Origin of the sequence: Burkholderia sp. BCC1644, from assembly GCF_902833225.1 — a bacterium.
Taxonomy (GTDB): Bacteria; Pseudomonadota; Gammaproteobacteria; order Burkholderiales; family Burkholderiaceae; genus Burkholderia.
The window spans coordinates 128,994-151,015 of the sequence record NZ_CADFEI010000007.1; the positions used below are offsets into that span (position 1 = coordinate 128,994).

The window sequence follows — 22,022 nt, forward strand, 5'->3', positions numbered from 1 at the left end:
TAGCCAGCCAGGTTTCGCGCATCAATGTCAGGAATGGCATGAATGAGTTACCGGGGCTGCTAACTGTCGGACGTGTCGAGCGTCATGCGAAACAGTTCGCGACGCAGGTGAGCGGCCTGCTGCGCACCGAAATCGCGTTCGAAGCTGGCCTGCGCGGCTGCCCAGTGGACGGTCGCTTCATCGAGCTTCTTCGCGCCCTGCGCGGTCAATACGACCTGAAGCCGGCGACGGCGTTGCCCTTGCGCGGGCGCCGCCACCAGGCCGCGTCGCAGCAACGGCTTGAGTGCGCGGACCAGCGTCGTTCGGTCCATCACCATCGCTTTCGCGAGTTCGACCATGGTCAGGCCCGCGCTGACGGCGAGCATGCCGAGGATGCTGAACTGCGTGGGCGTGATGTCGACGGCGGACAGATGGTGCTCGTAGAGCTTCGAGATATGCCGTGAAGCCTGGCGGAGCGCGAAACAGTCGTCGTCAAGGAGGTCGATCGAGTGCATGCGCACAGCTTAGAGGCCGGCCTGCCGGAGAACGATGGCGAGCGGGTTATCAGATTGTTGTCGCTGTGCGCAGGAATGGCGCGCGGATCGCGGCTCAGCGGGCTCTCGATGCTTCGAAGAAATCGACCGCGTAGTCGATGAAGGCGCGCACCTTGGCGGGCAGCAGGGTCCGGTTGCTGTAAGCGAGTTGCAGCTCGATGCTCTCGTCGACCAGCGGGAAATCGGCGAGCAGCCGCAGCAGCTTGCCGGAAGCGAGGTCTTTTTCGACCAGCGCGAGCGGCGTGATGCCGATGCCGAGCCCCTGCAGCACCAACTCGCGGTTGAACGCGGGACTGTTGGACGACACGCCGAAGCTCAGCGCGATCGCGAGTTCCTGCCCGTCGACGCGGAAACGGAGGTCGGGACGGCGGATCGACGGCGACAACGGGACGAAGTGATGCGCGGCCAGCGCCGACGGATGGGTGGGTGTCGACGCGGTCTTCAGGTAGTCGGGCGTCGCCACGAGCACCACCGGAATCCGGTCGAGCACGCGCACGACGGTCGTCTCGCTCATCAGCATGAAGGGCACGACGATGCCCAGGTCGTACCCTTCCCCGACCAGGTCAACCGGCCGCTCCGTCAACGTGATGTCGAGCGTGACCTTCGGATGGGCGCGCTTGAAGCCGGCAATCAGCGGGACGAGCCGCTGGATCGTCGCGGTCGCGTGCGCGACGAGGCGCAACACGCCCTGTGCCTCGCGCGACTGGTTGCCGACCTCGGCCTCGACGGTATCCACCTCTTCGAGAATACGCACGCAGCTTTCGTAGAACCGCTCCGCCGCCTCGGTGAGCGAGATCCGGCGGGTCGTCCGGTTCAGCAGCCGGCACCCCATCCGCTGTTCGAGCGCCGCGATCGTTCGCGATACCGCCGGCGGCGCCATGCCGTGATGATCGGCCGCGCGGGCGAAGCTCTTCAGTTCGACCACCGTCCGGAAAATCCGCATGCTTTCGATGTAATCCATGGCCACATCTCGAGAACGGGTAGCAGTCAGATGCAACGCCGGGGCGTGACGGTGTTGCTGCGTGCCGGAACAACCAGGCGGCTTGTTCGCAGCAATATAGCAAACCCGGCCGGCCGCACAGTTGCACGCGCGCGCTGCGTTGCCTGCACGCGAGCGCCGCGCGGCAACTACCACTACTGCCAGTACCTCCGCTGTCCGTGCCCCCTTAACCTTGCCGGTATCGCTGGCGCGCCGTCGCAGGCCGCGCCGCTTCGACCGGAGACACGACAGATGCCATTTGACTGGACGCAGGAACAGCACGCGACGCTTGCGCGGTTTCGCGACATCGGCGCGGCGATCGCCGCCGCCGCGGAACACGACGGCCGCGCGCGCGCCGGCTTCGACGAAGCCGGCTGGACGCGGCTCGGGCACGAAGGACTGTGGGACATGATCGTGCCGGAGACGTATGGCGGCGACGGTCACGGCTGGTGGCATTTTTCCGCGGCGCTCGAAGGGCTCGCATCGTCGATCCGCCGCCCTGCACTGCTGCTGTCGGTGATCGCGCAGGCCGGCATGGTGCGCGCACTCGAGCGATACGGCACGGCGACGCAGCAGGACCGCTATTTCGGCGCAATCCTGCGCGGCGAACTGAGCGCGACCGCGATTGCCGAACCGGGCACCGGCACCGACGTGCGCAGCATCGCGACGACGCTCGCCGAGCATGGCGACGGCTACCGGCTGACCGGCAGCAAATTCAATATCGCGCACGCGCCGCTCGCGCGCTTCATCCTCGTCGTCACGCGCATCGAAACGCCGGGCCGGCGCAATACCGCGCTCGTGATCGTCGATCGCGACCAGCCGGGCATGACGGTGGCCGCGCCCGACCGCAAGCTCGGCCTCGACGACCTGCCCACCGGCGCGCTGCATTTCGACGACTGCCCGATCACGCGCGGCCAGCTGCTCGGCGAACCGGGTGCGGGGCTCGGCAACCTGATCGACATCATCTCGCTCGGCCGTCTCTACTACGGCCTCGCCGCCGCCCAGGTGACGGCGCCGTACCTGCGCGATGCGATCGGCTACTGCCGCGAACGGCGCAGCTTCGACAGCACGATCGATGCGCACCAGTACGTGCAGCGCCGCCTCGTCGACCTGCAGATCGGCATCGAGCGCGGCACGTGGCTCGCGCGCGGCGCGCTCGCGCAGTTGCTGACGGATCACCCGCAGGCGCTGATGACCTGCTCGATCGCGAAGCTGGTCGGCGCGCAGGATCTCGTCGACAGCGCGCTCGGCCTCGTGCGGCTGTACGGCAGCCTCGGCTACCAGGCCGGGCCGGTGGCCGCGTTCGCGTCGGACGCGCTGGGCTTCATGAGCGTCGGCGGCACCGAGGAAATGCATCGCAAGAACATCTTCAACCAGATGATGCGCGCCGGCTGATTGCCCGCGCCATCGCCCCGCGTACCACGCGCCCTACAGGAAACCACGCATGACACCGACGAACCGACGCCCTTCCCGCCTGCGCCGCTCCTGGCTGTTTCTCGCCGGCGCCGATCACGATGCGCTCGTCGACGGCACCCATAGCGGTGCGGACGTCCTGATCCAGGAACTCGAAACCTTTACGCCGCCCGACCGGCGCCCGGCCGCGCGCGAACTGAGCGAGCGCGTGCTCGCGGGCTGGCGCGATGCCGGCGTGCTGGCATCCGTGCGCGTGAATCCGCTCGACGCGGGCGGCATCGACGACCTGCGCGCCGCGATGCGCGGCCGTCCGGACATCGTGATGATGTCGTACGTCGCGACGCCCGAGCAGGTCGTCGCGCTCGACGAAGCCGTCACGCGCTTCGAGCGCGAATACGACATCGCGCCCGGCTCGACCGAACTGGTGCCGAACATCGAGACGACGCTCGGCCTCGTGAACACGATGGCGATTGCGCGTTCGAGCGCGCGCGTGTCGGCCGTGCTCGTCGCGACCGAGGACATGGTGGCCGACATGGGCGCCGAGCGCACGCGTGCGGGCCGCGAACTCGACTACGTGCGCTCGCGTTTTCGCGTCGAATGCGCGGCCGTCGGCGTCACCGCGATCGACTGTCCGTACAGCTATGCCGACAACGAAGGCGCCGAACGCGACATGCGCGTGTCGCGTGGCCTCGGGTATCAGGCGAAAGCGATCGTCAACGGGCAGTTCGTGCCGGTCGTCAATCGCGTGCTGACGCCGACGGCCGACGAAGTCGCCCTCGCCCGCCGCGTGATCGACGCGTTCGACACCGCGCGGCGCGCGTCCGGCGGTCGCCGAGTGGCGGCCGCCGTCGTCGACGGCTTCCTCGCGGAAGTCCCCGACTATCTCGCCGCGCATCGGCTGATCGCCCGCGCGACGCAATTCGGCATCGCATGAGTGTCGCCATGGATACGATCGCAACGCGCCTGAAGGCGCTGAAAACCCTCGCGCATGCCGCGCCGCATGTGCCGGCCGAAAACTGGGCCGACACGCCGCACGCGCAGTTCGAACGCTGGCTCGACGAAGCCGTGACCGCCGGCGCACTCGAACCGCAGGTGATGACGCTGTCGACGGTCCACCCGGACGGCCGGCCCGATGCACGCTCCGTCGTGCTGCTGAACGTCGACGCGCGCGGCTGGCATTTCGCGGCGAATGCGCGCAGCCCGAAGGGGCGCCAGCTCGCGAACCGGCCGTACGCGGCGATGACGTTCTACTGGCCCGCGATCGCGAGCCAGATCCGGCTGAGCGGCCCGGTCGAGCGGCTGCCGGCCGCCGAGGGCCGCGCCGATTTCGCGGGCCGCCCCGAGCGGTCGCGCGCGAGCATCCTGGCCGGACGGCAAAGCGAACGGCTCGACGATCCGGCCGACCTGACGCGCGCGATCGACGCGCAGCTCGAGCGGCTGGCCGCCGATCCGGCACTCGTGTCGGATGACTGGCACCTGTACACGCTCGCGCCCGACGAAGCCGAATTCTGGCGGGCCGACAGTTCGCGCCGCTTCGCGCGGCAGGCTTACCGTCGCGCCGGCCAGCGCTGGGAACGGTGCGCGCTATGGCCGTGAAGCCTGTCGAATCGCCGTCGCTATCGCGCGACGGCACGCATGACCGCCTGCACGACGACACGCGGCTCGCGCACGCGGGCCGCGACAGCGCCGCATGGCACGGCTTCGTCAACCCGCCCGTCTACCATGCGTCGACCGTGCTCAGCCCCACGGTGTCGGATCTGCTGAATCGCACGCAGCCGTATATCTACGGCCGGCGTGGCACGCCGACGACGGACGCGCTCGAACGCGCGGTGACGACGCTCGAGGGCGGCGCCGGCACGGTGCTGTGCCCGTCGGGCCTGTCCGCGTGCACGCTCGCGCTGCTGTCGTGCCTGAAGCCCGGCGACCACCTGCTGATGACCGCATCGGTCTACGGCCCGGTGCGTCATGCGTGCGAAGGCGTGCTCGCGCGGCTCGGCATCGAGACGACGTGGTACGACGGCGGCACGCCGATCGCAGCCGCGTTTCGTTCGAACACGCGCGCGCTGTACATCGAAGTACCCGGATCCTACACGTTCGACATGCATGACATTCCCGCGCTCGTCCGGCTCGCGCATGCGCACGGCGCGCGGGTCGTCGCGGACAACAGCTGGGCCACGCCGCTGTTCCTGCAGCCGCATGCGTTCGGTATCGACCTGTCGATCCAGGCCGGCACCAAGTATCTGGTCGGGCACTCGGATGCGATGCTCGGCACGGTGTCGGCCAACGAACGCGCGTGGCCTGCGCTGAAGCAGCTGCATGGCGATCTCGGCCTGTGCGTCGGCCCCGACGACGTGTATCTCGCGCTGCGCGGATTGCGCACGCTTGGCGTGCGGCTGCGGCAGCATCAGCGCAACGCGCTCGCTGTCGCGACCTGGCTCGCGACGCGTGACGAAGTGCAGCGCGTGCTGTATCCGGCGCTGCCCGGCGACGATGGGCACGCGTTGTGGCGACGCGATTTCCGTGGCGCGTCCGGGTTGTTCTCGGTCGTGCTGCAGCCAGCGCCGTCACATGCGATCGACGCGTTTCTCGACCATCTGGCGCTGTTCGGGCTCGGCTATTCGTGGGGGGGCTACGAGAGCCTCGCGTTGCCGTTCGAGCTGGACGCGCACGGCCTCGCGCAACGCTGGCCGCCCGGCAGCCGCGGCGTGCGGCTGCACATCGGGCTCGAGGATCCGGACGACCTGATCGCCGATCTCGCCGCCGGTCTCGACCGCTACGCGACATGCGCGCAGGCTGCCTCCTGTGAGGACGCCGCGCGATGCTGACCGTCTGGGGCCGCCGCACGTCGTTCAACGTGCAGAAGGTGTTGTGGCTCGTCGGCGAGCTTGGCTTGCCGTATCGGCATATCGCGGCGGGCGGCGAACACGGTTCGCTGCAGACGCCCGCGTTTGCGGCGCTGAATCCGACCTGCCGGATCCCGGTGATCGACTGGGACGGCGACGTCGTGTGGGAGTCGCACACGATCCTGCGCTATCTCGCCGCACGCGTGCCGAACAATCCGTTCTGGTGCCGCGACACGTTCGCGCGTTCGCGTGCGGAACGCTGGATGGACTGGTCGCAGACGGCACTCGAACCCGACGTGATGACCGGACTGTTCTGGGCGCTCGTGCGCACGCCGCCGGAACGGCGGGACGACGCGATCGTGCTCGACAAGGCCGCGCGCAGCGCGACGCATTACCGGCTGCTCGACCGGCTGCTGTCGACGCAGCCGTTTCTCGGCGGGGCGACGCCGGGCCTGGCCGACATTCCGGCCGGCGCGACGCTGTTCCGCTATTTCTCGCTCGACGTCGAGCGGCCGCCGCTGCCGCACGTCGAGGCCTGGTACGCCCGCCTGTGCCGGCGGCCCGCCTACCGCGAACAGGTGATGGTGTCGTTCGACGCGCTGCGCGGCCAGCCGGGCTGACCTTCAACCTGACCACACGACATGACGCATTCCGCACTTCGTCCGATCCTGATCGTGCTGCATCGCGAACAGTCGAGCCCCGGCCGGATCGGGCGACTGCTGGTCGCGCGCGGCCATCCGCTCGACATCCGCCGCCCGCCGCTCGGCGATCCGCTGCCGGCGACGCTTGCCGGCCATGCGGGCGCCGTGGTGTTCGGCGGCCCGATGAGCGCCAACGACGGCGATCGCTGGATCCGCGACGAGATCGACTGGATCGGCGTGCCGCTGCGTGAAGCGGCGCCGTTTCTCGGCGTGTGCCTCGGCGCGCAGATGATGATCCGCCATCTGGGCGGCCGTGTGACCGCGCACCGCGACGGGCGCGCGGAAATCGGCTACTGGCCGATCGCCGCGACGCCCGCCGGCCGGCGGCTCGGTTCATGGCCGTCGCACGTGTATCAATGGCATCGCGAGGGCTTCGAGCGCGTTGCGGGGCTCGAGATCCTCGCGACCGGCGAGCATTTCGAGAACCAGGCCGTCCGCTACGGGCCGCGCGCGTACGGCGTCCAGTTCCATCCGGAAGTGAGCTATCCGATGATGCGGCGCTGGAGCACGGCCGCCGCGCACAAGCTGGCGGCGCCCGGCGCGCAGGATCTCGCGACGCAGGCCAGCGAAGGCCGGCGGCACGACCGCACGACGGCCGCGTGGCTCAGCGCGTTCCTCGACCGCTGGCTCGACGATGCGCCGGCATCAGGTCGGCACCGTGACGTCGGAGATGCTGATCAGCCCCCACTCGACCGCGCGCAGCACGGCTTCATGCCGACGTGACACGTTGAACTTGCGGCGGATGTTCATGAAGTGGAAATTGATGCACGATTCGGTCACGTTCAGGATGTGGCCGATTTCCCACGACGTCTTGCCGGCCGCATGCCAGCGCAGGCATTCGACTTCCCGCCGGCTCAGGCGCGGCACGCTGTCCGGTGGTGCGTGGCAGCGCGTGCCGGCGATTGCTTCGCACGCGATGTCGCGCAGCAGCGTCAGCGCCGCCAGATGGCGGTCGCAGCGCTCGCGCGTGGCGGCCAGGTCGTCCGCGCTCGCGCACGACAGCATGCCGACCTCCCCTTTCGCGCCGCGCACGGGCAGCACGACGCCGCTGCGCATGCCGTACGCGGCCCCCGCTTCGTAGCACGGCCGCTGCCCGGGCTGCGCGAACAGCGCGTCGTCCCACACGAGCGGCAGCGCCGACCGGAAGCAATGCCGCAGCATCGGGTCGACACGGTCGAACTGGCGCTGCCGGTACAGCGCCGTCCAGCCCGGTACGCCGCTGCTCCACTTGCGCGCGAGATCGAACGACGCGCCGGTAAACGGCAACACGATCAGCACGACCTTGTCGAATCCCATTCCGGCGGCCGCGTCGGTCATCCGCTGCCATGACGCGTCCGTGTCGCCGGGTACCAACCATTTCAGACAATCCAGTCCTTTCATACAAGCCACCCCGTTTATTAGTTGGAATCTGCAGTCAGGCGGACTTGCGCAACCGGTTCGAGGCGTTGCGCGCGAACGGGCCGCGCTAGACCGCCTCGGTCAGACGTCGCCGACCCGCCTGCTTCGCGTCGTCGAGCGAAGCCGTCACGTCGAACGGAATCCCGAACGCCTTTTCGATGCCGGACGCGTTCGCGATGGCCGCTTCACGCTCGGTCGGGTCCGGTTCGATCGACACGAGCGCGCGGCAGACCGCGGCAAGCGCGGCACGGTTCTGCTTGAGCCACATGCCGCGTTCCTTGCGGTCGTCGTGCGGCTCGTCCGGGCGGGCCGGCGGAAAGATCATGACAAACGGCTCGCCGTGCCGCATCAGCGCGTGCATGTCGTCGAGCCAGCGCTGTGCGTAGCCGCTGGACGCGATTGCGTCGTTGCGCACGACGACGAGCGGAAATTCCGTGACGTCGAACACGGCGAGCGTCGCCAGCCCGGGCGGCGTGTTTCCGGCGTGGGGGGAATGCATCGGGTCAACCTCCATCGAATTGAACAGCATGGGTCGGAACGGGCCGCGCAGCGCCCGCTTCATCGTTTCGCGGCCGCGCCGGGGCCGAACGGCGGACGGGCGAGCCAGACCACCGCGATCACGGCGAGATACACGCAGCCGAGCGCGAACGACACGTCGTTGAACGAAATCTGGTACGCCTGCGCGTCGACCAGGTTGCCGAGCAGCGTGGCCGCGCGTTGCGGATCGCCGCCGCCGAGCCGCGCGACTTCGGCGCGCACGGCCGGATCGAACGGGCTCATGTGTTCGCTGAGCTGCGCGTGATGCAGGATCGCGCGCCGGTCCCACAGGAACGACGTGATCGATACCGCGAAGCTCGCGCCGAGCGTGCGCAGGAACGTCGACAGGCCGGAGCCGGCGGCGATTTCGTCCGGCTTCAGGTCGGACAGCAGGATGCTGTTGATCGGCATGATGAACAGCGCGAGGCCGAGGCCCTGCAGCAACTGGATCAGCGCGATGTGCGTGAAGTCGATGTCGGGCACGAAGCCCGCGCGCAGGAACGACGACGTGCCGAGGATCGCGAACGCGCAGCACACGAGCACGCGCATGTTGAAGCGTGGCGCGTACTTGCCCATGAACGGCGTCATCAGCACGGGGATCACGCCCATCGGCGCGACGGCCAGCCCGGCCCAGAACGCCGTGTAGCCGAGCGTGCGCTGCAGCCACTGCGGCACGATCACGTTGACGGCGAAGAACGCCGAGTACGCGAGCACGAGCGTCAGCGTGCCGGCCGCGAAGTTGCGATGCGCGAACAGCCGCAGGTTCACGATCGGATTCGGTTCGTTGAGCTCCCAGATCAGGAACAGCGCGATGCCGAACGCGGCCACCACCGACATCACGACGATGAACGTCGAGTTGAACCAGTCGGCTTCGTTGCCCTTGTCGAGCACGATCTGCAACGCGCCGACCCCGACGATGAGCGCCGCGAGGCCGACATAGTCGACGCGCGCGGCGACCGTCGTCTCGACGCGCGCCCGCATCTGCGCGAACACGCACATCGCGGCGAACACGCCGATCGGCAGGTTGATCAGGAACGCCCAGCGCCACGAGTAATGCTCGGTCACCCAGCCGCCGAACACGGGGCCCGCGATCGGTGCGACGACGGTGACCATCGCGATCATCGACAGCGCGAAGCCGCGCCGCTGCGGCGGGTAGATCGACAGCATCAGCGCTTGCGTGGTCGGGATCATCGGCCCGGCCACGAGGCCCTGCAGCGCGCGGAACGCGACGAGCTGCGGAAGGTTTTGCGCGAGGCCGCACAGCAGCGACGCGAGCGTGAACGCGAGCGTTGCCCACACGAACAGCCTCACCTGGCCGACGCGCTTGACGAGAAACCCGGTCAGCGGCAACGCGATCGCATTGCTCACGGAGAACGTCGTGACGACCCATGCGCTCTGCGTCGTGCTCACGCCGAAGTTGCCGGCGATCGTCGGCAGCGACACGTTCGCGACGGTGCCGTCGAGCACCTGCATGAAGACCGCGAGCGCGAGGCCGAACGTCGTCAACCCGACGCTCGACGGACGAAAGCCGGCATCGGCGGCCGGCATCGGGCCGCTCATTGCACACGCTCCGTGCGTACCGCCGCCGGCAGGTTCGCATGCACGACGTCGGCGATCAGGCTGTCGGCGCGCGCGAGCTCGTCGCGGTACACGTCGGTGCGAAACAGCGGCGACGTTTGCGCGCGGCGCGACAGCATCGCGCCGCTGCGGTCGTGCTGGTCGACGCGTGCGTGCATCGACAGGCCGATGCGCAACGGATGCGCATCGAGCTGCGCCGGATCGGTCAGTTCGATGCGCACCGGCAGCCGCTGCACGATCTTGATCCAGTTGCCGGTCGCGTTCTGCGCGGGCAGCAGCGAGAACGCGCTGCCGGTGCCGACGCCGAGGCTCTGCACGCGCCCGGTATAGCGCACCGCGTCGCCGTACAGGTCGGCTGTCAGCTCGACCGGCTGACCGATCCGCATGTGTTCGAGCTGCTTCTCGGTGAAGTTCGCGTCGACCCACAGCTCGCGCAGCGGCACGACCGCGAGCAGCGGCACGCCGGGCGACACGCGTTGCCCGACCTGCACCGTGCGCTTCGCGACGTAGCCGGTGACCGGCGCGACGATGTCGGTGCGCGCGCGGGCGAGATACGCGGCACGCAGCCGCGAGGCCGCGGCCTGCACATCGGGATGCGACGCGACCGCGGTATCGTCGACGAGCGCCTTGCTCGTCTGGTGCTGTTCGCTCAACGTCGCGAGCGCGCTTTGCGCGGCGGCATACGCGCTTTGGGCGGACGTCAGCGTGTCGAGCGCATGCGCGAGCTCCTCGCGCGAGATCGCGCCGGAGCGGCCGAGATCCTCGCGGCGCCGGTAGTCGGCCTTCGCCTTGTCGAGCGCGGTGCGCCGCGCGTCGAGGTCGGCGCGCGCGCCGTCGATGCTGTTCGCGAGCCCGCGCTCGTTGCTGTACAGGCCGCGCACCTTGCGCACCGTGGCCGCGAGATCGGCCTGTGCGGCCACGAGCGCGATCTGCGCGTCGCTCGCGTCGAGACGGACGAGCGGCGTGCCGGCGCGCACGAGGTTGCCGTCGTCCGCGTCGATCGACACGACGGTGCCCGTCACCTGCGGCGTCAGCTCGACGACGTTGCCTTGCGCGTACGCGTTGTCGGTGGCTTCATACCAGCGGCCGACGATCGCGTACCAGATGCCCCAGCCGACGATGCCGAGCGCGAACACGCCGACGAGCGCGCGCACGAGGTGCTTGCGGCGCGCGGGCGGCGGCGTGGCCGGTGCGGCGCCGCCCGGCGCGGGTTGCGTGCGGGCGTCCGGCCCGCCTGGCGCGCGCGGCGCACCGGTGTGGTCGGCCGCGGGTTGCTGGCGGGCATTGGCGGGATCGGCGGCTGCCGGCCGCGCGGGAGTCTGCAGGGAGTTGTCGCTGCTCATGGTTCGATGTCAAGGACGGTGGGAAGGAGTGGCGGCGAGCGCGACGTCGTCCGGCCCGGCGCGGAAACCGCCGCCGAGCGCCGCGACGAGCTGCAGCGACTGGTCGGCGCGCTGGGCGCGCAGCGCGGCGACCTCACGGCTCGCGATCAGCAGTTGCTGGCGCACGACGAGCGCGTCGAGGTAGCTGCCGACGCCGGCCCGGTAGCGCGCGTCCGCGAGCCGCCATGCATCGGTGGCGGAGTCGAACGCGCGCTGCTGCGCATCGGCCTGCACGGCGAGCGATTGCAGCCGGTGCAGATCGTCGGCCACTTCGCCGATCGCGCCGATCAGCGTCTTGTTGTAGCCGGCGACCGCGAGGTCGTATTGCGCGTCGCGCTTGCGCAGCACGCCGCGCCGTTCGCCGCCGTCGAAGATCGGCAGGCTCACGGCCGGGCCGACGTTGTAGGTGCGTGACGCGGCCTGGAACAGCGATGCGCCGCCGCGCGTCGCGAGCCCGATCAGCGCGGTGAGACTGACGTCGGGCAGGAAATCCGCGCGGGCGGCCGCGACGTTGCGGCTCGCGGCCTCCACGCGCCAGCGCGCGGCGACCAGGTCGGCGCGCCGGCCGAGCAATGCGGCCGGCAAGTCGGCCGGCACCGCGAGCGCGGCAGTCGGCAGCGGCGCGGGCCGCACGAGCGCGAGGCCGCGATCGGGGCCGGCGCCGAGCAGGATCGCGAGCGCGATGCGCGCGCTGTCGATCGCCTGCGCCGTGCGTGCCTGCTCGCGCGTCGCGGCCGCGACTTCGCTTTCCGCCTGGCGCTGCTGTGCGACGTTGTCGATGCCTTTCGTGACGCGCTGGCGCGTGAGCGTGAGCGCTTCGTCGGCGCGGTCGTATTCGGCCTGCGCGACATCCTGCTGATCGAACGCATAGGCAAGATTCACGTAGGCGCGCGCGACGTTGACGGACAGCAGCACGCGCGCGGCCTGCGCATCGATCCGCGCGGCACGCGCTTCGCCGAGCGCGGCTTCCCACGCGGCCCGGCGGCCGCCCCACAGATCGAGATCCCAGCTCAGGCCGAGATTGATCTCGCGTGTGTGGCTGAAGAAACCGCCGCCCTCGCCCGTCGAGAACTGCGTGCCGGACGTGCGTTCGCCCTTCGCGCTCGCGCGACCGACGAGGTGCGGCAGTCGCGCGGCCTGCGCTTCGATCACCAGCGCCTGCGCTTCGCGCGCACGCGCATCGGCGGTCGCGAGATCGGGATTGCCGGACAGCGCTTCGTCGATCAGCGTATTCAGCTGCGCATCGTGCAGCGCGAGCCACCAGTCGGCGGCCGGCCAGTCGGCGTTCGGCGCATGCGCGAGGCTGCGCTGCGCGGCGAGCGTATCGGCGCCGCGCAGCGTGCCGGCGGGTGTGAGCCCGTCGCGGCTCGCGCAGGCGCCGAGCATGGCGAGCGCCACGGCAACGACCGTTCGCGACAGGACGCGCAGCGCGACGGCATCGCGTGGCGAGGGAGCAAGTGCTGCATGCATCGCATTCCTCTGCTTCGATTGGGTTTGAACACGACACGCATTGTTGGACGCTCCCGGGCAAAGCTGATAATGTTGTTTAGACAAAAAATAATGAATTCCGGCCATGCCCATCCGAGAAGCTTCTCCCGCCCGTGCCGTGCAACGCGCCGTCGCCGATCCGAGCGAACGCGAGGACGGCCCGTCGCTGATCGCCGTCTGGGGCGAGGACGACGGCAGCAATGCCTATCAGCTCGGCACGCGCGAGGTCGACTGGCACAGCCATCTGCGCGGTCAGGTGTTCTGCGTGGAAAGCGGTTTCGCGCACGTGCGCACGCCGCACGGTTCGTGGCTGCTGCCGCCGCATCGCGCGGGCTGGATTCCGCCGGGCGAGCAGCACAAGGTCAGCATCAGCGGTGCGTTGAGCGGCTGGAGCGTCGTGATCGCACCGGCCGCGAGCCGCCGGATGCCGGATCAACCGTGCGTGATCGCGATCACCGACCTGATGCGTGCGCTCGTGCGGCGCGCGGTGTCGTGGGCCGACCAGGACCGGCTCGACATCGAGCAGGCGCGCATCAGCGTCGTGCTGCTCGACGAGATGCGCCGTGCGCCGCACGAACCGCTGCACTTGCCGATGCCGCACGACCGGCGGTTGCTGCGGATCGCCAACGCGATCCTCGGGCAGCCGCACGACAGCCGCACGCTCGAAGCGTGGGCCGAATGGGCCGGGCTGTCCGCCCGCACGCTGAGCCGGCTGTTCGTCGCGGAAACCGGCACGAGCTTCGCGCAGTGGCGGCAGCAGGCACGGCTCACGCATGCGCTCGAACGTCTCGCGAACGGCGACAGCGTCGCCAACATCGCGGACGCGCTCGGCTACGCGACGCCGAGCAATTTCATCGCGATGTTCCGCCGCGCGTTCGGCGATTCGCCCGCGCATTACTTCGCGAAGCGCAAACAGCCGTAACGCCACGGGGCCGCTCACGGCCCCCTATCACCCCTGCCAGTACTGCGCGCGCGGCGACGTCGCTATAGTCGCCGTGCGACCGGCCGGTCGGTCGCTCAATGTGACCTGTGGAGGGTGTCGATGTCGAATGCCGTCGGATCGGACAACACGCCGATCGTCTCCGAGCAGCAGCTCGCCGATCATCTGGCCGCCGGCTGCAAGCCGGCCGCGCAGTTCCGGATCGGTACCGAGCACGAGAAGTTCGTCGTGACCCGCGCGACGCACGCGGCCGTGCCGTATGAAGGCCCGTCCGGCATCGCCGCGGTGCTGGAGCGGCTGCGCGGCGACGGGACGCCGATCGTCGATGCCGGGCAGATCGTCGGCGTGATCCAGCGCGACGGCGCGGCGATCTCGCTCGAGCCGGCCGGCCAGCTCGAACTGTCGGGGGCGCCGCTCGATACGCTGCACGACACGCACGCCGAACTGCATGCGCACCTCGCCGCGGCTCGCGCGGCATGCGAGCCGCTCGGCCTGCGCTGCACGCCGCTCGGTTTTCACCCTCATCTGTCGCGCGAAGCGCTGCCGTGGATGCCGAAGCAGCGCTACGCGATCATGCGGCGCTACATGCCGCGTGTCGGCACGCGCGGGCTCGACATGATGCAGCGCACCTGCACCGTGCAGGTCAACCTCGATTTCGCGTCGGAAAGCGACATGGCGCGCAAGATGCGCGTGTCGCTTGCGCTGCAGCCGGTCGCGACCGCGCTGTTCGCGAATTCGCCGTTCCGCGACGGCCGCCCGTCGGGCCTGCTGTCGACACGTGCGCACACGTGGCTCGATACCGACGAGGATCGTTGCGGCGTGCCGGCCCTGTTCCTGTCGCGCAGCTTCGGCTTCGAGCGCTACGTGAGCTGGCTGCTCGACAACGTACCGATGTATTTCGTGCGGCGCGGCGATCGTTACGCGGAGGCGACCGGGCACACGTTCCGCGATTTCATGCGGCGGCGCATTCCGCATCTCGAAGGCGAGACGCCGACGCTCGGCGATTTCGCGGATCACCTGACGACCGTGTTCACCGAGGTCCGGCTGAAGCGTTATCTCGAGATGCGCGGCGCCGATGCCGGCTCGCCCGACATGATGGTCGCGCTGTCCGCGTTCTGGACCGGCCTCTTGTACGATCCGGCCGCGCTGTCGGAGGCCGGGACGCTGGCTGCCGCGATCGACCGCGGCACGCTGCTCACGCTGCGTCGCGACGTGCCGCGTACCGGGCTCGATACGCTCGTCGACGGCCGTTCATTGCGCGCGGTTGCGGCCGATGCACTCGCGATCGCGCATCGCGGCCTGCGCGCACGCGCGCGCAGGGATACGACCGGCCGCGACGAAACGATGTATCTCGCGCCGCTCGACGCGATCGTCGCCGGCGCGCCGACCCAGGCCGAGCATTGGCTGGCCCGCTATCGCGGCGCATGGGCCGGCGACGCGACGCGGATCCATGACGAAGCCGCCGTCTGAGCGCGTCGCGCCGGGCCGCTCACGCGCAGCACGCGAGCAGCGGCTCGTGTGCGAACTCGACGCCGGGCGGCAGCGCATGGCCACGTCGCCGCATACGCACGGCGTGAGCGAGCGTCTCGAAGAGCCGCGCGGTATCGGCGAACGACAGGCACGCGTCGGTGATGCTCTGCCCGTAGCGCAGCGGTACGCCGGGCACGAGATCCTGCCGGCCTTCGATCAGGTTCGACTCGATCAGCACGCCGACGATGCGCGTGTCGCCGGCCGCTACCTGCGCGGCGACTTCCGCGCCGACACCGAGCTGGTTCCGGTACTGGCGGCGGCTGTTGCCGTGACTGACGTCGATCATCACGCGCGGCGCGAAGTGCGCGGCGGTCATGCGCTCGCATGCGGCATTCACGGCGGCCGCGTCGAAATTCGGCTCGCGCCCGCCGCGCAGCACGACGTGCGTGTGCGGATTGCCGGGCGACGCGGCCGCGCATAGCCGGCCATCCGCATCGATCGACAGGAACCGGTGCGGGTGCGCCGCTGCGCGCATCGCATCGACGGCCACCTGGATGTTGCCGTCGGTGCCGTTCTTGAAGCCGATCGGGATCGGCAGCGACGACGCCAGCTCGCGATGCACCTGTGACTCCACGGTGCGCGCGCCGATCGCGCCCCACGCAACCAGATCGGCCAGGTAGCGCGGCGACAGCGGATCGAGAAACTCGGTCGCGGCCGGCATCTCCGCACCGTTGATGTCGCACAGCAGCGCGCGGGCCGCTTGCAGCCCGGCGTCGATCCGGTCGCTGCCGTCCAGCAGCGGATCGTTGATCAACCCTTTCCAGCCGACCGTCGTGCGCGGCTTCTCGAAGTACACGCGCATCACGATTTCCAGCTCGTCCGCGAAGCGCGCGCGTTGCAGCGCGAGCCGTGCCGCGTAGTCGCGGGCGGCGGCCGGGTCGTGCACCGAGCACGGGCCGGCGATGACCACGAGCCGGTCGTCGGCGCCGTCGAGCACGTCGACGATCGCCCGGCGGGCCGTATGAACGGTGCGCGACGCGCGCAAGGCCGGCGGCAACGCGCCGGCCAGATCCGCAGGGGACGGCAAGCGCAGCACGGCGTCGCGGTTTGTCGTCCAGGCGTTTGCATGCATGGGGACTGCCCTCCTGTCGATAATTAACGAGACTTTTTACTACAGCGCGACTGTATTGAATGGTGCTTTTGGCGCGCAACTAACATATTTATCAGTTTCTAATTCATAACCTTATGAATGAGGGAAATAAGCGTCGAATTCGTTATATTCGGAATCGGCAATGCTTGTTTACGAGATACGGAATCGAGCGTTCATTCGATTCTTATTCGGAAATCAGGGGGGCGATCTGGTCGAACCGGATGCTTGATTGACCGGGCTTCTGCCACTGGGCGCTATTCGTTCTGATAGTAGCGGCCCGATAGGCGTTCGATTAATTTTCGGATGCCCGACAGGCCAATCGGGCTCGAAAATATAAATCAACCCAGTCATTGCGGAGAATCACCATGTCGAAGCGACATTACGAAACGCCCATTCACGTCAAGTATCGCGATACGGATTCGATGGGGCATGTGAGCAGTCCCGTCTATTACGACTATCTGCAGCATTCGTACCTCTGCTACATGTTCGATCTGCTCGGCCTGCCGCGCAGCGAGAAGCTGCCGCACATCATGGTGAAGACGCAGTGCGAGTACCTTGCACCGGCGCAATTCGGCGACAACCTGACGATCCGCTCGAGCATCGTGCGCTTCGGCAGCAAGAGCTTCGATCTCGAACACCTGATGGAGCGCGACGACCAGACCATCGTCGCGCGCGGCGTGTCGACGCACGTGATGTTCGATTACGTGAACAACACGACGCTGGCCGTGCCCGACGAATTCAAGTCGCGCGTGCTCGAATTCCAGGGTTCGCTGTGATGCGCGCGCGCCCTGCCGGGAGCGGCGCGTGAGCTGCGCGGTCGCGCGCGCCCGGCGCCGGATCGGCGCGATCGTCGAGCGGCGAGACGATCGCGCGATCGTGATCGTTCGTCACGCAGCGCAGGCGCTGCTCGAGCCGGCCGTGCTCGAGCGGCACCGTGCGCTCGCGTGCCGCCACGAGGACGAGCTGGAGGTGCTGCTGCAGCCGTGCGGTGGCGCGCACGACGGCGTGCGGCCGCTGCTCGGCCGGTTGCGGGACGCCGGTGTGGCCGTCGCGCTCGATACGGCCACGCTCGCGCACGATGCGTCGCTGCTCGAATTCGCGAGCTGGGTCACACGGTGTACGACGCCGGACGATTCCGCGGCAGCGCACGACGACGCGGCCGTGCCGGGCGGTGCGCTGCTCTACGGGCTGGTCGTGCGATGGCGCGACCAGCTCGACAGGTGGCGGCGGCCCGAGCGCGACGGGGCGCCGGAACGTACGCCGCGAACCGTTGCGGCGGATGCGGCCGAACACATCGCAGCGGGCGATCCGGACGAGCCGGTGCTCGGCGCGCTGCTCGACGCCGACGCCGACGCAGCGTCGACCGGCGCGGCGCTCGACACGTTGTCGGACGCGGTGCGCGCGCGGCGGATCTGTCTGGCGACGCGGGCCGGCTGGCCGCTCGCCCGGCGGCTATGAGCGCCGCCGTCGCGACGGCCGGCGCGCGCGCCCTGCCCGCGCGCGCGTTCCTGGTCGGCATGATGGGCGCCGGCAAATCGACGCTCGGCCGCGCGCTTGCGGCATCGCTCGGCTGGACCTTCGCCGACAGCGACGACGAGATCGAACGGCGCACGGGCCGTTCGGTCGCCGCGCTGTTCGACATCGTCGGCGAAGGCGGCTTCCGGCTGCTCGAAACGCACATCGTCGATGAATTGACGCAGCGCGCGAACGTGATCGTGGCGACCGGCGGGGGCGCGATCCTGAATCCGCGCACCCGCGCGCGCCTGGGCGAACGCGGCTGCGTGATCTATCTGCATGCGGATCCCGATGCGCTGTGGCGCCGCACGCGCGACGACACGCGGCGGCCGCTGCTGCAGGTGGCCGAACCGCGGCAAACGCTCGCCGCGCTGTACCGGATGCGCGACCCGCTGTATCGCGAATGCGCGCATGCGCTGGTGGATACGACCGCACACGGTGTCGCGCGCGCGACGGCGGACGTGCTGACGGTGCTGCTTGCGCGGATGAACGCGCCGGATTGACGGCACGCGTTCGCTTCCCTGCCCTTCGAATCGACCACGTGTTCGATGACAGGCGCGTTTTTGAAACGGCGGGTTTGGATTTTTAATCGTGCTGTTGTGATAAGAAAAGTTATCCGGATAGACGCATCGTTTTATCCAACTACGCGTTTCGTGGCAGACAAATCGGCGCGCCGAGCTACTGGAAAACCGGCCCGTTCGCCGCGGTCGCGCCACGCTCCGACGTGCTCTCGCAGCGTATCGAGGCGCTTGAGCGCGGCGTCGGGTGCCCATGCCGATTTACCGCGCCGCAGGCGCAGCGGCGGCCGCACCGATGCCGGCGCGGCAATCGGCCTCCCCCGCATTTGTTCCCGCGACGCAAGACTGTTGCTCCACGGTGGGTGTTCGAGATCGTGACCGGCGCGCCTACAGTTTGCCCATCGGATTCATCGATCCGGTCGGCGCTGAAGCCGAACACCATTCACCTGTCGAGGCACATCATGAGTACATCCAGAGTCATCATCGTCACCGGTGCATCGCAAGGCATCGGCGCGGAAACCGTCAAGGCGTTCCGCGCACGCGGCCATCGCGTCGTCGCGACGTCCCGTTCGATCGGCCCGTCGAACGACCCCGACCTCGTCACCGTCGCGGGCGACATCGGCGATCCGGCCGTCGCGCGCCGCGTGGTCGACGCAGCACTCGAGCACTTCGGCCGCGTCGACACGCTCGTCAACAACGCGGGTGTGTTCGTCGCGAAGCCGTTCACGCAATACACCGCGGACGACTACGCGCAGATCACGAGCGTCAACCTGAGCGGCTTCTTCCACGTCACGCAGCGCGCGATCGACGCGATGCAGAAGCATGGCGGCGGGCACGTGGTCAGCATTACGACGAGCCTCGTCGATCACGCGAACAGCAACGTGCCGTCGGTGCTCGCGTCGCTGACGAAAGGCGGGCTGAATGCGGCGACGAAATCGCTCGCGATCGAGTATGCGAAGGCCGGCATCCGCGTGAATGCGGTGTCGCCGGGCGTCATCAAGTCACCGATGCACGCACCCGAAACGCACGCGGCGCTTGCGTCGCTGCACCCGGTCGGCCGGATGGGCGAGATGAGCGACATCGTCGACGCGATCCTGTATCTGGATTCGGCGCCGTTCGTGACGGGCGAGATCCTGCACGTCGACGGCGGCCAGAGCGCCGGGCATTGAACCTCGGCATCGAGGCGGCGAGCCGGCCGGCCTAGCGCGGTGCGGCGGCTCGCCTGGTGCGTGCGCGGCCCGCCTGTTTAGCGGGCGCACGCGCCAGTTGCTCGACGAGAAAGTCGACGAACACGCGCACGCGCGACGACAGGTAGCGCGCATGCGGATACAGCAGCATGAACGGCCGCGACCGGCCGCCGAGGGCCGGCAGCACTTCCACCAGCGTGCCCGTGCGCAGATCCTGTTCGACGATGAAGCGGTAGGTCTGGAACAGCCCCGCCCCGCTGCGGGCGAGCGTCACGCCGGCCAGGACGTCGCCCGATGTGCCGTAGCTGCCGGTCGTCGCGACGTCGAGTTCGTCCGCTCCGTCGTCGAACAGCCATGGAACCGGCCGCCCGCTACTCGGCAGTTCGAACTGGATGCATTCGTGCGCATGCAGATCGTCGATCGCGGTCGGCGTGCCCGCGCGCTTCAGGTAGCCGGGTGTCGCGACGATCACGAGTTCGGCATCTTCCAGCTTGCGCGCGACCAGGTTCGAATCGGCCGGTGCGCGGCCGCGGATCGCGAGATCGAAGCCTTCTTCGGCGAAGTCGATGTTGCGGTTGCTCAGGTGGGTTTCGACACGCACGTCCGGATACTGCTCGCGGAACGCGGGCAACAGCGGCAGCACGCGATAGTGACCGTACGGCGTCGGCATGCTGATCCGCAGCACGCCGGCAGGCGTCGCCTGCTGGCCGGTCGCTTCGCGCTCCGCGTCGACGAGTTGCGACAGCGCATCACGGCATTGCTCGAAATAGCGCCGGCCGGAATCGGTCAGGCGAATCTGCCGCGTCGTGCGGACGAACAGCCGCACGCCGAGGCGCTCCTCGAGCCGAGCGACCGACCGGCTGACCGCGGCCGGCGTGACACTCGCCGCGGTGGCCGCCAGCGTGAAGCTGCCAAGTTCGGCCGCGAGGCAGAACAGCTCGATGCTGCCCAGCAGCAGATCGTCGAATTTACGTTGCATGGGGCGGTTCCTGCCGTCTTCGGCGCATGGCGCGCGATGGAGCGACGAGTGTGCATGAATATTGCGCGGGAAACCAGCCAACGCCGCGCGCGTGATTCGTTACATGGCGTCCCGAATCAATTGCGCGGCTGACATTTACCGGCTTCGGTCGCATGACTACAGTGACTGACAGGCAATACCGATCGCCCGAACCACCTTCCACCAGGAGCATGACATGACCATCGAACAGAAACTGGCCGAACTCGGCCTCGCGTTACCCGAACCGCCGACTCCGCTCGGCAGCTATACGGCCGTCAGCGAAGCCGGCAACCTGCTGTTCGTGTCGGGCCAGCTGCCGCTCGTCGACGGCAAGATCGCCTACACCGGCCGCGTCGGCGAGCAGTTGAATGTCGACGAAGGCAAGCTCGCGGCCCGGCTGGCGGCACTGAATGTGCTTGCGCAGATCGGCAAACATCTGGGCGGGTTCGACCGGTTGCGCAAGATCGTCCGCGTCGAGGGGCACGTCAGCTCGGCCGACGGCTTTTTCGGGCAGCCGGCCGTGATCGACGGTGCGTCCGACCTGTTCGCCGCCGTGCTTGGCGAGCAGGCCGGACACGCGCGTTCGGCGTTTTCCCAGCGCCAGTTGCCGGCAGATGCGGCTGTGGCCCTCGTCGTCATCGCCGAAATCGATGCAGCGTGATGGAGCAACCGCCCTGCGGGTCGGTCATCCCGTCTCGCGGGTGTTTTCGTGTGCCCTGCCAGCAATCCGGCAGGGTCATCGATCTGTTTGATATCAGGGCGTGATCGCTCGAAAGCCTTGTCCCGCAAGGCGCAACACGTTCCAGATACATTGAAATACAAAATATCGCATGCGATTTAATCGAATGCGCTTGACTCGACAAGTCGCCTCGACCAAACTGCATCGCATGCGATCGAATCGCATCTGAAACAAACCTCAACCGACGGAGCAAATGATGAGCAAGATCGAAAAAGTGCTGTACACGGGCAAGACGCATACGACTTCCGGCGGCCGCGACGGCGCGGCGCGCAGTTCCGACGGCCGCCTCGACATCCAGCTGTCGTCGCCGGGCAGCGCCGGCACCGGCACCAACCCGGAGCAACTGTTCGCAGCCGGCTGGTCGGCCTGCTTCATCGGTGCGATGCAGCTTGCGGCGCGTGCCGCGAAGGTGACGCTGCCGGCCGATCTCGCGGTCGACGCCGAAGTGGATCTCGGCACCGGCGGCAACGCGTACTTCCTGCAGGCCCGGCTGAACGTGAGCGTGCCGGGGCTCGATCGCGGCGTCGCGCAACAGATCGTCGACGCCGCGCACCAGACCTGCCCGTACTCGAAAGCGACGCGCGGCAACATCGACGTCGATATCCGTATCGTCTGAACGCTGCATCGGGCGGCCGAACGCCGCCCACCCGAATT

At 68.7% G+C, this 22,022-nt stretch carries 23 protein-coding genes; 14 read left to right on the top strand and 9 right to left on the bottom strand.

Annotated features, from left to right (window positions below; genetic code table 11):
• Positions 1–59: 59 nt before the first annotated feature.
• Together HWX87_RS15725 and HWX87_RS15730 are read right to left on the bottom strand one after the other, a co-directional pair.
• The gene (locus HWX87_RS15725) at positions 60–494 is read right to left on the bottom strand and encodes a MarR family transcriptional regulator (RefSeq protein WP_176047971.1); all 435 of its coding nucleotides are present in this window, start codon (positions 492–494) and stop codon (positions 60–62) included.
• A gap of 94 nt (positions 495–588) precedes the next feature.
• Entirely contained in the window at positions 589–1,494 is a 906-nt protein-coding gene (locus HWX87_RS15730) for a LysR family transcriptional regulator (protein WP_176047972.1), read from the bottom strand.
• Between the two features lie 270 nt (positions 1,495–1,764).
• Here HWX87_RS15730 and HWX87_RS15735 point away from each other — a divergent pair, with 270 nt between their 5' ends.
• Genes HWX87_RS15735 through HWX87_RS15760 form a run of 6 tightly spaced genes read left to right on the top strand, consistent with a single transcriptional unit; the run spans position 1,765 to position 7,192 of the window.
• Positions 1,765–2,907: an acyl-CoA dehydrogenase family protein gene (locus HWX87_RS15735; RefSeq protein ID WP_176047973.1), complete on the top strand. Its 1,143-nt coding sequence runs from the start codon at positions 1,765–1,767 to the stop codon at positions 2,905–2,907.
• 49 nt (positions 2,908–2,956) lie between these two features.
• On the top strand, positions 2,957–3,859 hold the full coding sequence (locus HWX87_RS15740; protein ID WP_176047974.1) for a CoA ester lyase: 903 nt from the start codon (positions 2,957–2,959) through the stop codon (positions 3,857–3,859).
• A gap of 8 nt (positions 3,860–3,867) precedes the next feature.
• On the top strand, positions 3,868–4,521 hold the full coding sequence (locus HWX87_RS15745; protein WP_176047975.1) for a pyridoxal 5'-phosphate synthase: 654 nt from the start codon (positions 3,868–3,870) through the stop codon (positions 4,519–4,521).
• Positions 4,512–5,750, top strand: a complete 1,239-nt coding sequence (gene metC, locus HWX87_RS15750) for a cystathionine beta-lyase (RefSeq protein WP_176047976.1) — start codon at positions 4,512–4,514, stop codon at positions 5,748–5,750. The genes HWX87_RS15745 and metC overlap by 10 nt, the downstream gene beginning before the upstream one ends.
• Positions 5,744–6,388: a glutathione S-transferase gene (locus tag HWX87_RS15755; protein ID WP_176047977.1), complete on the top strand. Its 645-nt coding sequence runs from the start codon at positions 5,744–5,746 to the stop codon at positions 6,386–6,388. Before metC ends, HWX87_RS15755 begins: the two co-directional genes overlap by 7 nt.
• A gap of 21 nt (positions 6,389–6,409) precedes the next feature.
• The gene (locus HWX87_RS15760; RefSeq protein WP_176047978.1) at positions 6,410–7,192 is read left to right on the top strand and encodes a glutamine amidotransferase; all 783 of its coding nucleotides are present in this window, start codon (positions 6,410–6,412) and stop codon (positions 7,190–7,192) included.
• On the opposite strand, the gene HWX87_RS15765 is transcribed toward HWX87_RS15760, so the two are convergent.
• The 5 genes from HWX87_RS15765 to HWX87_RS15785 form a co-directional block, all read right to left on the bottom strand.
• Positions 7,115–7,849: an autoinducer binding domain-containing protein gene (locus HWX87_RS15765; protein WP_176047979.1), complete on the bottom strand. Its 735-nt coding sequence runs from the start codon at positions 7,847–7,849 to the stop codon at positions 7,115–7,117. The two genes, HWX87_RS15760 and HWX87_RS15765, sit on opposite strands and share 78 nt — an antisense overlap.
• Positions 7,850–7,934: 85 nt before the next feature.
• Positions 7,935–8,366 carry a hypothetical protein gene (locus HWX87_RS15770; protein ID WP_176047980.1) on the bottom strand — a complete coding sequence of 144 codons (432 nt, stop codon included), beginning with the start codon at positions 8,364–8,366 and terminating at the stop codon, positions 7,935–7,937.
• 59 nt (positions 8,367–8,425) lie between these two features.
• The gene (locus HWX87_RS15775; RefSeq protein WP_176047981.1) at positions 8,426–9,964 is read right to left on the bottom strand and encodes a DHA2 family efflux MFS transporter permease subunit; all 1,539 of its coding nucleotides are present in this window, start codon (positions 9,962–9,964) and stop codon (positions 8,426–8,428) included.
• Positions 9,961–11,325, bottom strand: coding sequence for an efflux RND transporter periplasmic adaptor subunit (locus HWX87_RS15780; RefSeq protein WP_176047982.1), 1,365 nt, complete (start codon positions 11,323–11,325; stop codon positions 9,961–9,963). The genes HWX87_RS15775 and HWX87_RS15780 overlap by 4 nt, the downstream gene beginning before the upstream one ends.
• Positions 11,326–11,334: 9 nt before the next feature.
• Complete coding sequence (locus tag HWX87_RS15785) at positions 11,335–12,834, bottom strand: efflux transporter outer membrane subunit (RefSeq protein ID WP_176047983.1); 1,500 nt, start codon at positions 12,832–12,834, stop codon at positions 11,335–11,337.
• Positions 12,835–12,937: 103 nt separating this feature from the next.
• Here HWX87_RS15785 and HWX87_RS15790 point away from each other — a divergent pair, with 103 nt between their 5' ends.
• Positions 12,938–13,774, top strand: coding sequence for a helix-turn-helix transcriptional regulator (locus HWX87_RS15790; protein ID WP_176047984.1), 837 nt, complete (start codon positions 12,938–12,940; stop codon positions 13,772–13,774).
• 120 nt (positions 13,775–13,894) lie between these two features.
• Entirely contained in the window at positions 13,895–15,262 is a 1,368-nt protein-coding gene (locus HWX87_RS15795; protein ID WP_176047985.1) for a glutamate--cysteine ligase, read from the top strand.
• Positions 15,263–15,281: 19 nt separating this feature from the next.
• Here HWX87_RS15795 and HWX87_RS15800 read toward each other — a convergent pair whose 3' ends face one another.
• Positions 15,282–16,394, bottom strand: coding sequence for a 3-deoxy-7-phosphoheptulonate synthase (locus HWX87_RS15800; RefSeq protein WP_176047986.1), 1,113 nt, complete (start codon positions 16,392–16,394; stop codon positions 15,282–15,284).
• A 383-nt stretch (positions 16,395–16,777) separates the two neighbouring features.
• Between HWX87_RS15800 and HWX87_RS15805 the strand changes: the two genes are divergently transcribed.
• From HWX87_RS15805 to HWX87_RS15820, 4 genes are all read left to right on the top strand, one after another.
• Complete coding sequence (locus HWX87_RS15805) at positions 16,778–17,188, top strand: acyl-CoA thioesterase (protein ID WP_176047987.1); 411 nt, start codon at positions 16,778–16,780, stop codon at positions 17,186–17,188.
• A 28-nt stretch (positions 17,189–17,216) separates the two neighbouring features.
• Positions 17,217–17,870 (top strand): hypothetical protein, encoded by a 654-nt coding sequence (locus HWX87_RS15810; protein WP_176047988.1) that lies wholly within the window; start codon positions 17,217–17,219, stop codon positions 17,868–17,870.
• The gene (locus HWX87_RS15815) at positions 17,867–18,430 is read left to right on the top strand and encodes a shikimate kinase (protein ID WP_176047989.1); all 564 of its coding nucleotides are present in this window, start codon (positions 17,867–17,869) and stop codon (positions 18,428–18,430) included. The genes HWX87_RS15810 and HWX87_RS15815 overlap by 4 nt, the downstream gene beginning before the upstream one ends.
• Positions 18,431–18,906: 476 nt before the next feature.
• Positions 18,907–19,614 (top strand): SDR family oxidoreductase, encoded by a 708-nt coding sequence (locus HWX87_RS15820; RefSeq protein WP_176047990.1) that lies wholly within the window; start codon positions 18,907–18,909, stop codon positions 19,612–19,614.
• A gap of 31 nt (positions 19,615–19,645) precedes the next feature.
• Here HWX87_RS15820 and HWX87_RS15825 read toward each other — a convergent pair whose 3' ends face one another.
• Positions 19,646–20,611, bottom strand: coding sequence for a LysR family transcriptional regulator (locus tag HWX87_RS15825; RefSeq protein WP_176047991.1), 966 nt, complete (start codon positions 20,609–20,611; stop codon positions 19,646–19,648).
• Positions 20,612–20,825: 214 nt separating this feature from the next.
• On the opposite strand from HWX87_RS15825, the gene HWX87_RS15830 reads away from it, so the two are divergent.
• Both HWX87_RS15830 and HWX87_RS15835 read left to right on the top strand, forming a co-directional pair.
• Positions 20,826–21,290, top strand: a complete 465-nt coding sequence (locus HWX87_RS15830) for a RidA family protein (protein WP_176047992.1) — start codon at positions 20,826–20,828, stop codon at positions 21,288–21,290.
• A 274-nt stretch (positions 21,291–21,564) separates the two neighbouring features.
• Positions 21,565–21,984 carry an organic hydroperoxide resistance protein gene (locus tag HWX87_RS15835; protein ID WP_176047993.1) on the top strand — a complete coding sequence of 140 codons (420 nt, stop codon included), beginning with the start codon at positions 21,565–21,567 and terminating at the stop codon, positions 21,982–21,984.
• The last annotated feature ends 38 nt before the right edge of the window (positions 21,985–22,022 follow it).

Coding starts and splice junctions, on each gene's coding strand:
- HWX87_RS15725 (WP_176047971.1), bottom strand. CDS start 494: ATGCACTCGATCGACCTCCTTGACGACGACTGTTTCGCGCTCCGCCAG.
- HWX87_RS15835 (WP_176047993.1), top strand. CDS start 21,565: ATGAGCAAGATCGAAAAAGTGCTGTACACGGGCAAGACGCATACGACT.
- HWX87_RS15805 (WP_176047987.1), top strand. CDS start 16,778: ATGTCGAAGCGACATTACGAAACGCCCATTCACGTCAAGTATCGCGAT.
- HWX87_RS15765 (WP_176047979.1), bottom strand. CDS start 7,849: ATGAAAGGACTGGATTGTCTGAAATGGTTGGTACCCGGCGACACGGAC.
- HWX87_RS15740 (WP_176047974.1), top strand. CDS start 2,957: ATGACACCGACGAACCGACGCCCTTCCCGCCTGCGCCGCTCCTGGCTG.
- HWX87_RS15830 (WP_176047992.1), top strand. CDS start 20,826: ATGACCATCGAACAGAAACTGGCCGAACTCGGCCTCGCGTTACCCGAA.
- HWX87_RS15800 (WP_176047986.1), bottom strand. CDS start 16,394: ATGCATGCAAACGCCTGGACGACAAACCGCGACGCCGTGCTGCGCTTG.
- HWX87_RS15775 (WP_176047981.1), bottom strand. CDS start 9,964: ATGAGCGGCCCGATGCCGGCCGCCGATGCCGGCTTTCGTCCGTCGAGC.
- HWX87_RS15790 (WP_176047984.1), top strand. CDS start 12,938: ATGCCCATCCGAGAAGCTTCTCCCGCCCGTGCCGTGCAACGCGCCGTC.
- HWX87_RS15730 (WP_176047972.1), bottom strand. CDS start 1,494: ATGGATTACATCGAAAGCATGCGGATTTTCCGGACGGTGGTCGAACTG.
- HWX87_RS15815 (WP_176047989.1), top strand. CDS start 17,867: ATGAGCGCCGCCGTCGCGACGGCCGGCGCGCGCGCCCTGCCCGCGCGC.
- HWX87_RS15770 (WP_176047980.1), bottom strand. CDS start 8,366: ATGCATTCCCCCCACGCCGGAAACACGCCGCCCGGGCTGGCGACGCTC.
- HWX87_RS15825 (WP_176047991.1), bottom strand. CDS start 20,611: ATGCAACGTAAATTCGACGATCTGCTGCTGGGCAGCATCGAGCTGTTC.
- HWX87_RS15780 (WP_176047982.1), bottom strand. CDS start 11,325: ATGAGCAGCGACAACTCCCTGCAGACTCCCGCGCGGCCGGCAGCCGCC.
- HWX87_RS15745 (WP_176047975.1), top strand. CDS start 3,868: ATGGATACGATCGCAACGCGCCTGAAGGCGCTGAAAACCCTCGCGCAT.
- HWX87_RS15795 (WP_176047985.1), top strand. CDS start 13,895: ATGTCGAATGCCGTCGGATCGGACAACACGCCGATCGTCTCCGAGCAG.
- HWX87_RS15760 (WP_176047978.1), top strand. CDS start 6,410: ATGACGCATTCCGCACTTCGTCCGATCCTGATCGTGCTGCATCGCGAA.
- HWX87_RS15755 (WP_176047977.1), top strand. CDS start 5,744: ATGCTGACCGTCTGGGGCCGCCGCACGTCGTTCAACGTGCAGAAGGTG.
- metC (WP_176047976.1), top strand. CDS start 4,512: ATGGCCGTGAAGCCTGTCGAATCGCCGTCGCTATCGCGCGACGGCACG.
- HWX87_RS15735 (WP_176047973.1), top strand. CDS start 1,765: ATGCCATTTGACTGGACGCAGGAACAGCACGCGACGCTTGCGCGGTTT.
- HWX87_RS15785 (WP_176047983.1), bottom strand. CDS start 12,834: ATGCATGCAGCACTTGCTCCCTCGCCACGCGATGCCGTCGCGCTGCGC.
- HWX87_RS15820 (WP_176047990.1), top strand. CDS start 18,907: ATGAGTACATCCAGAGTCATCATCGTCACCGGTGCATCGCAAGGCATC.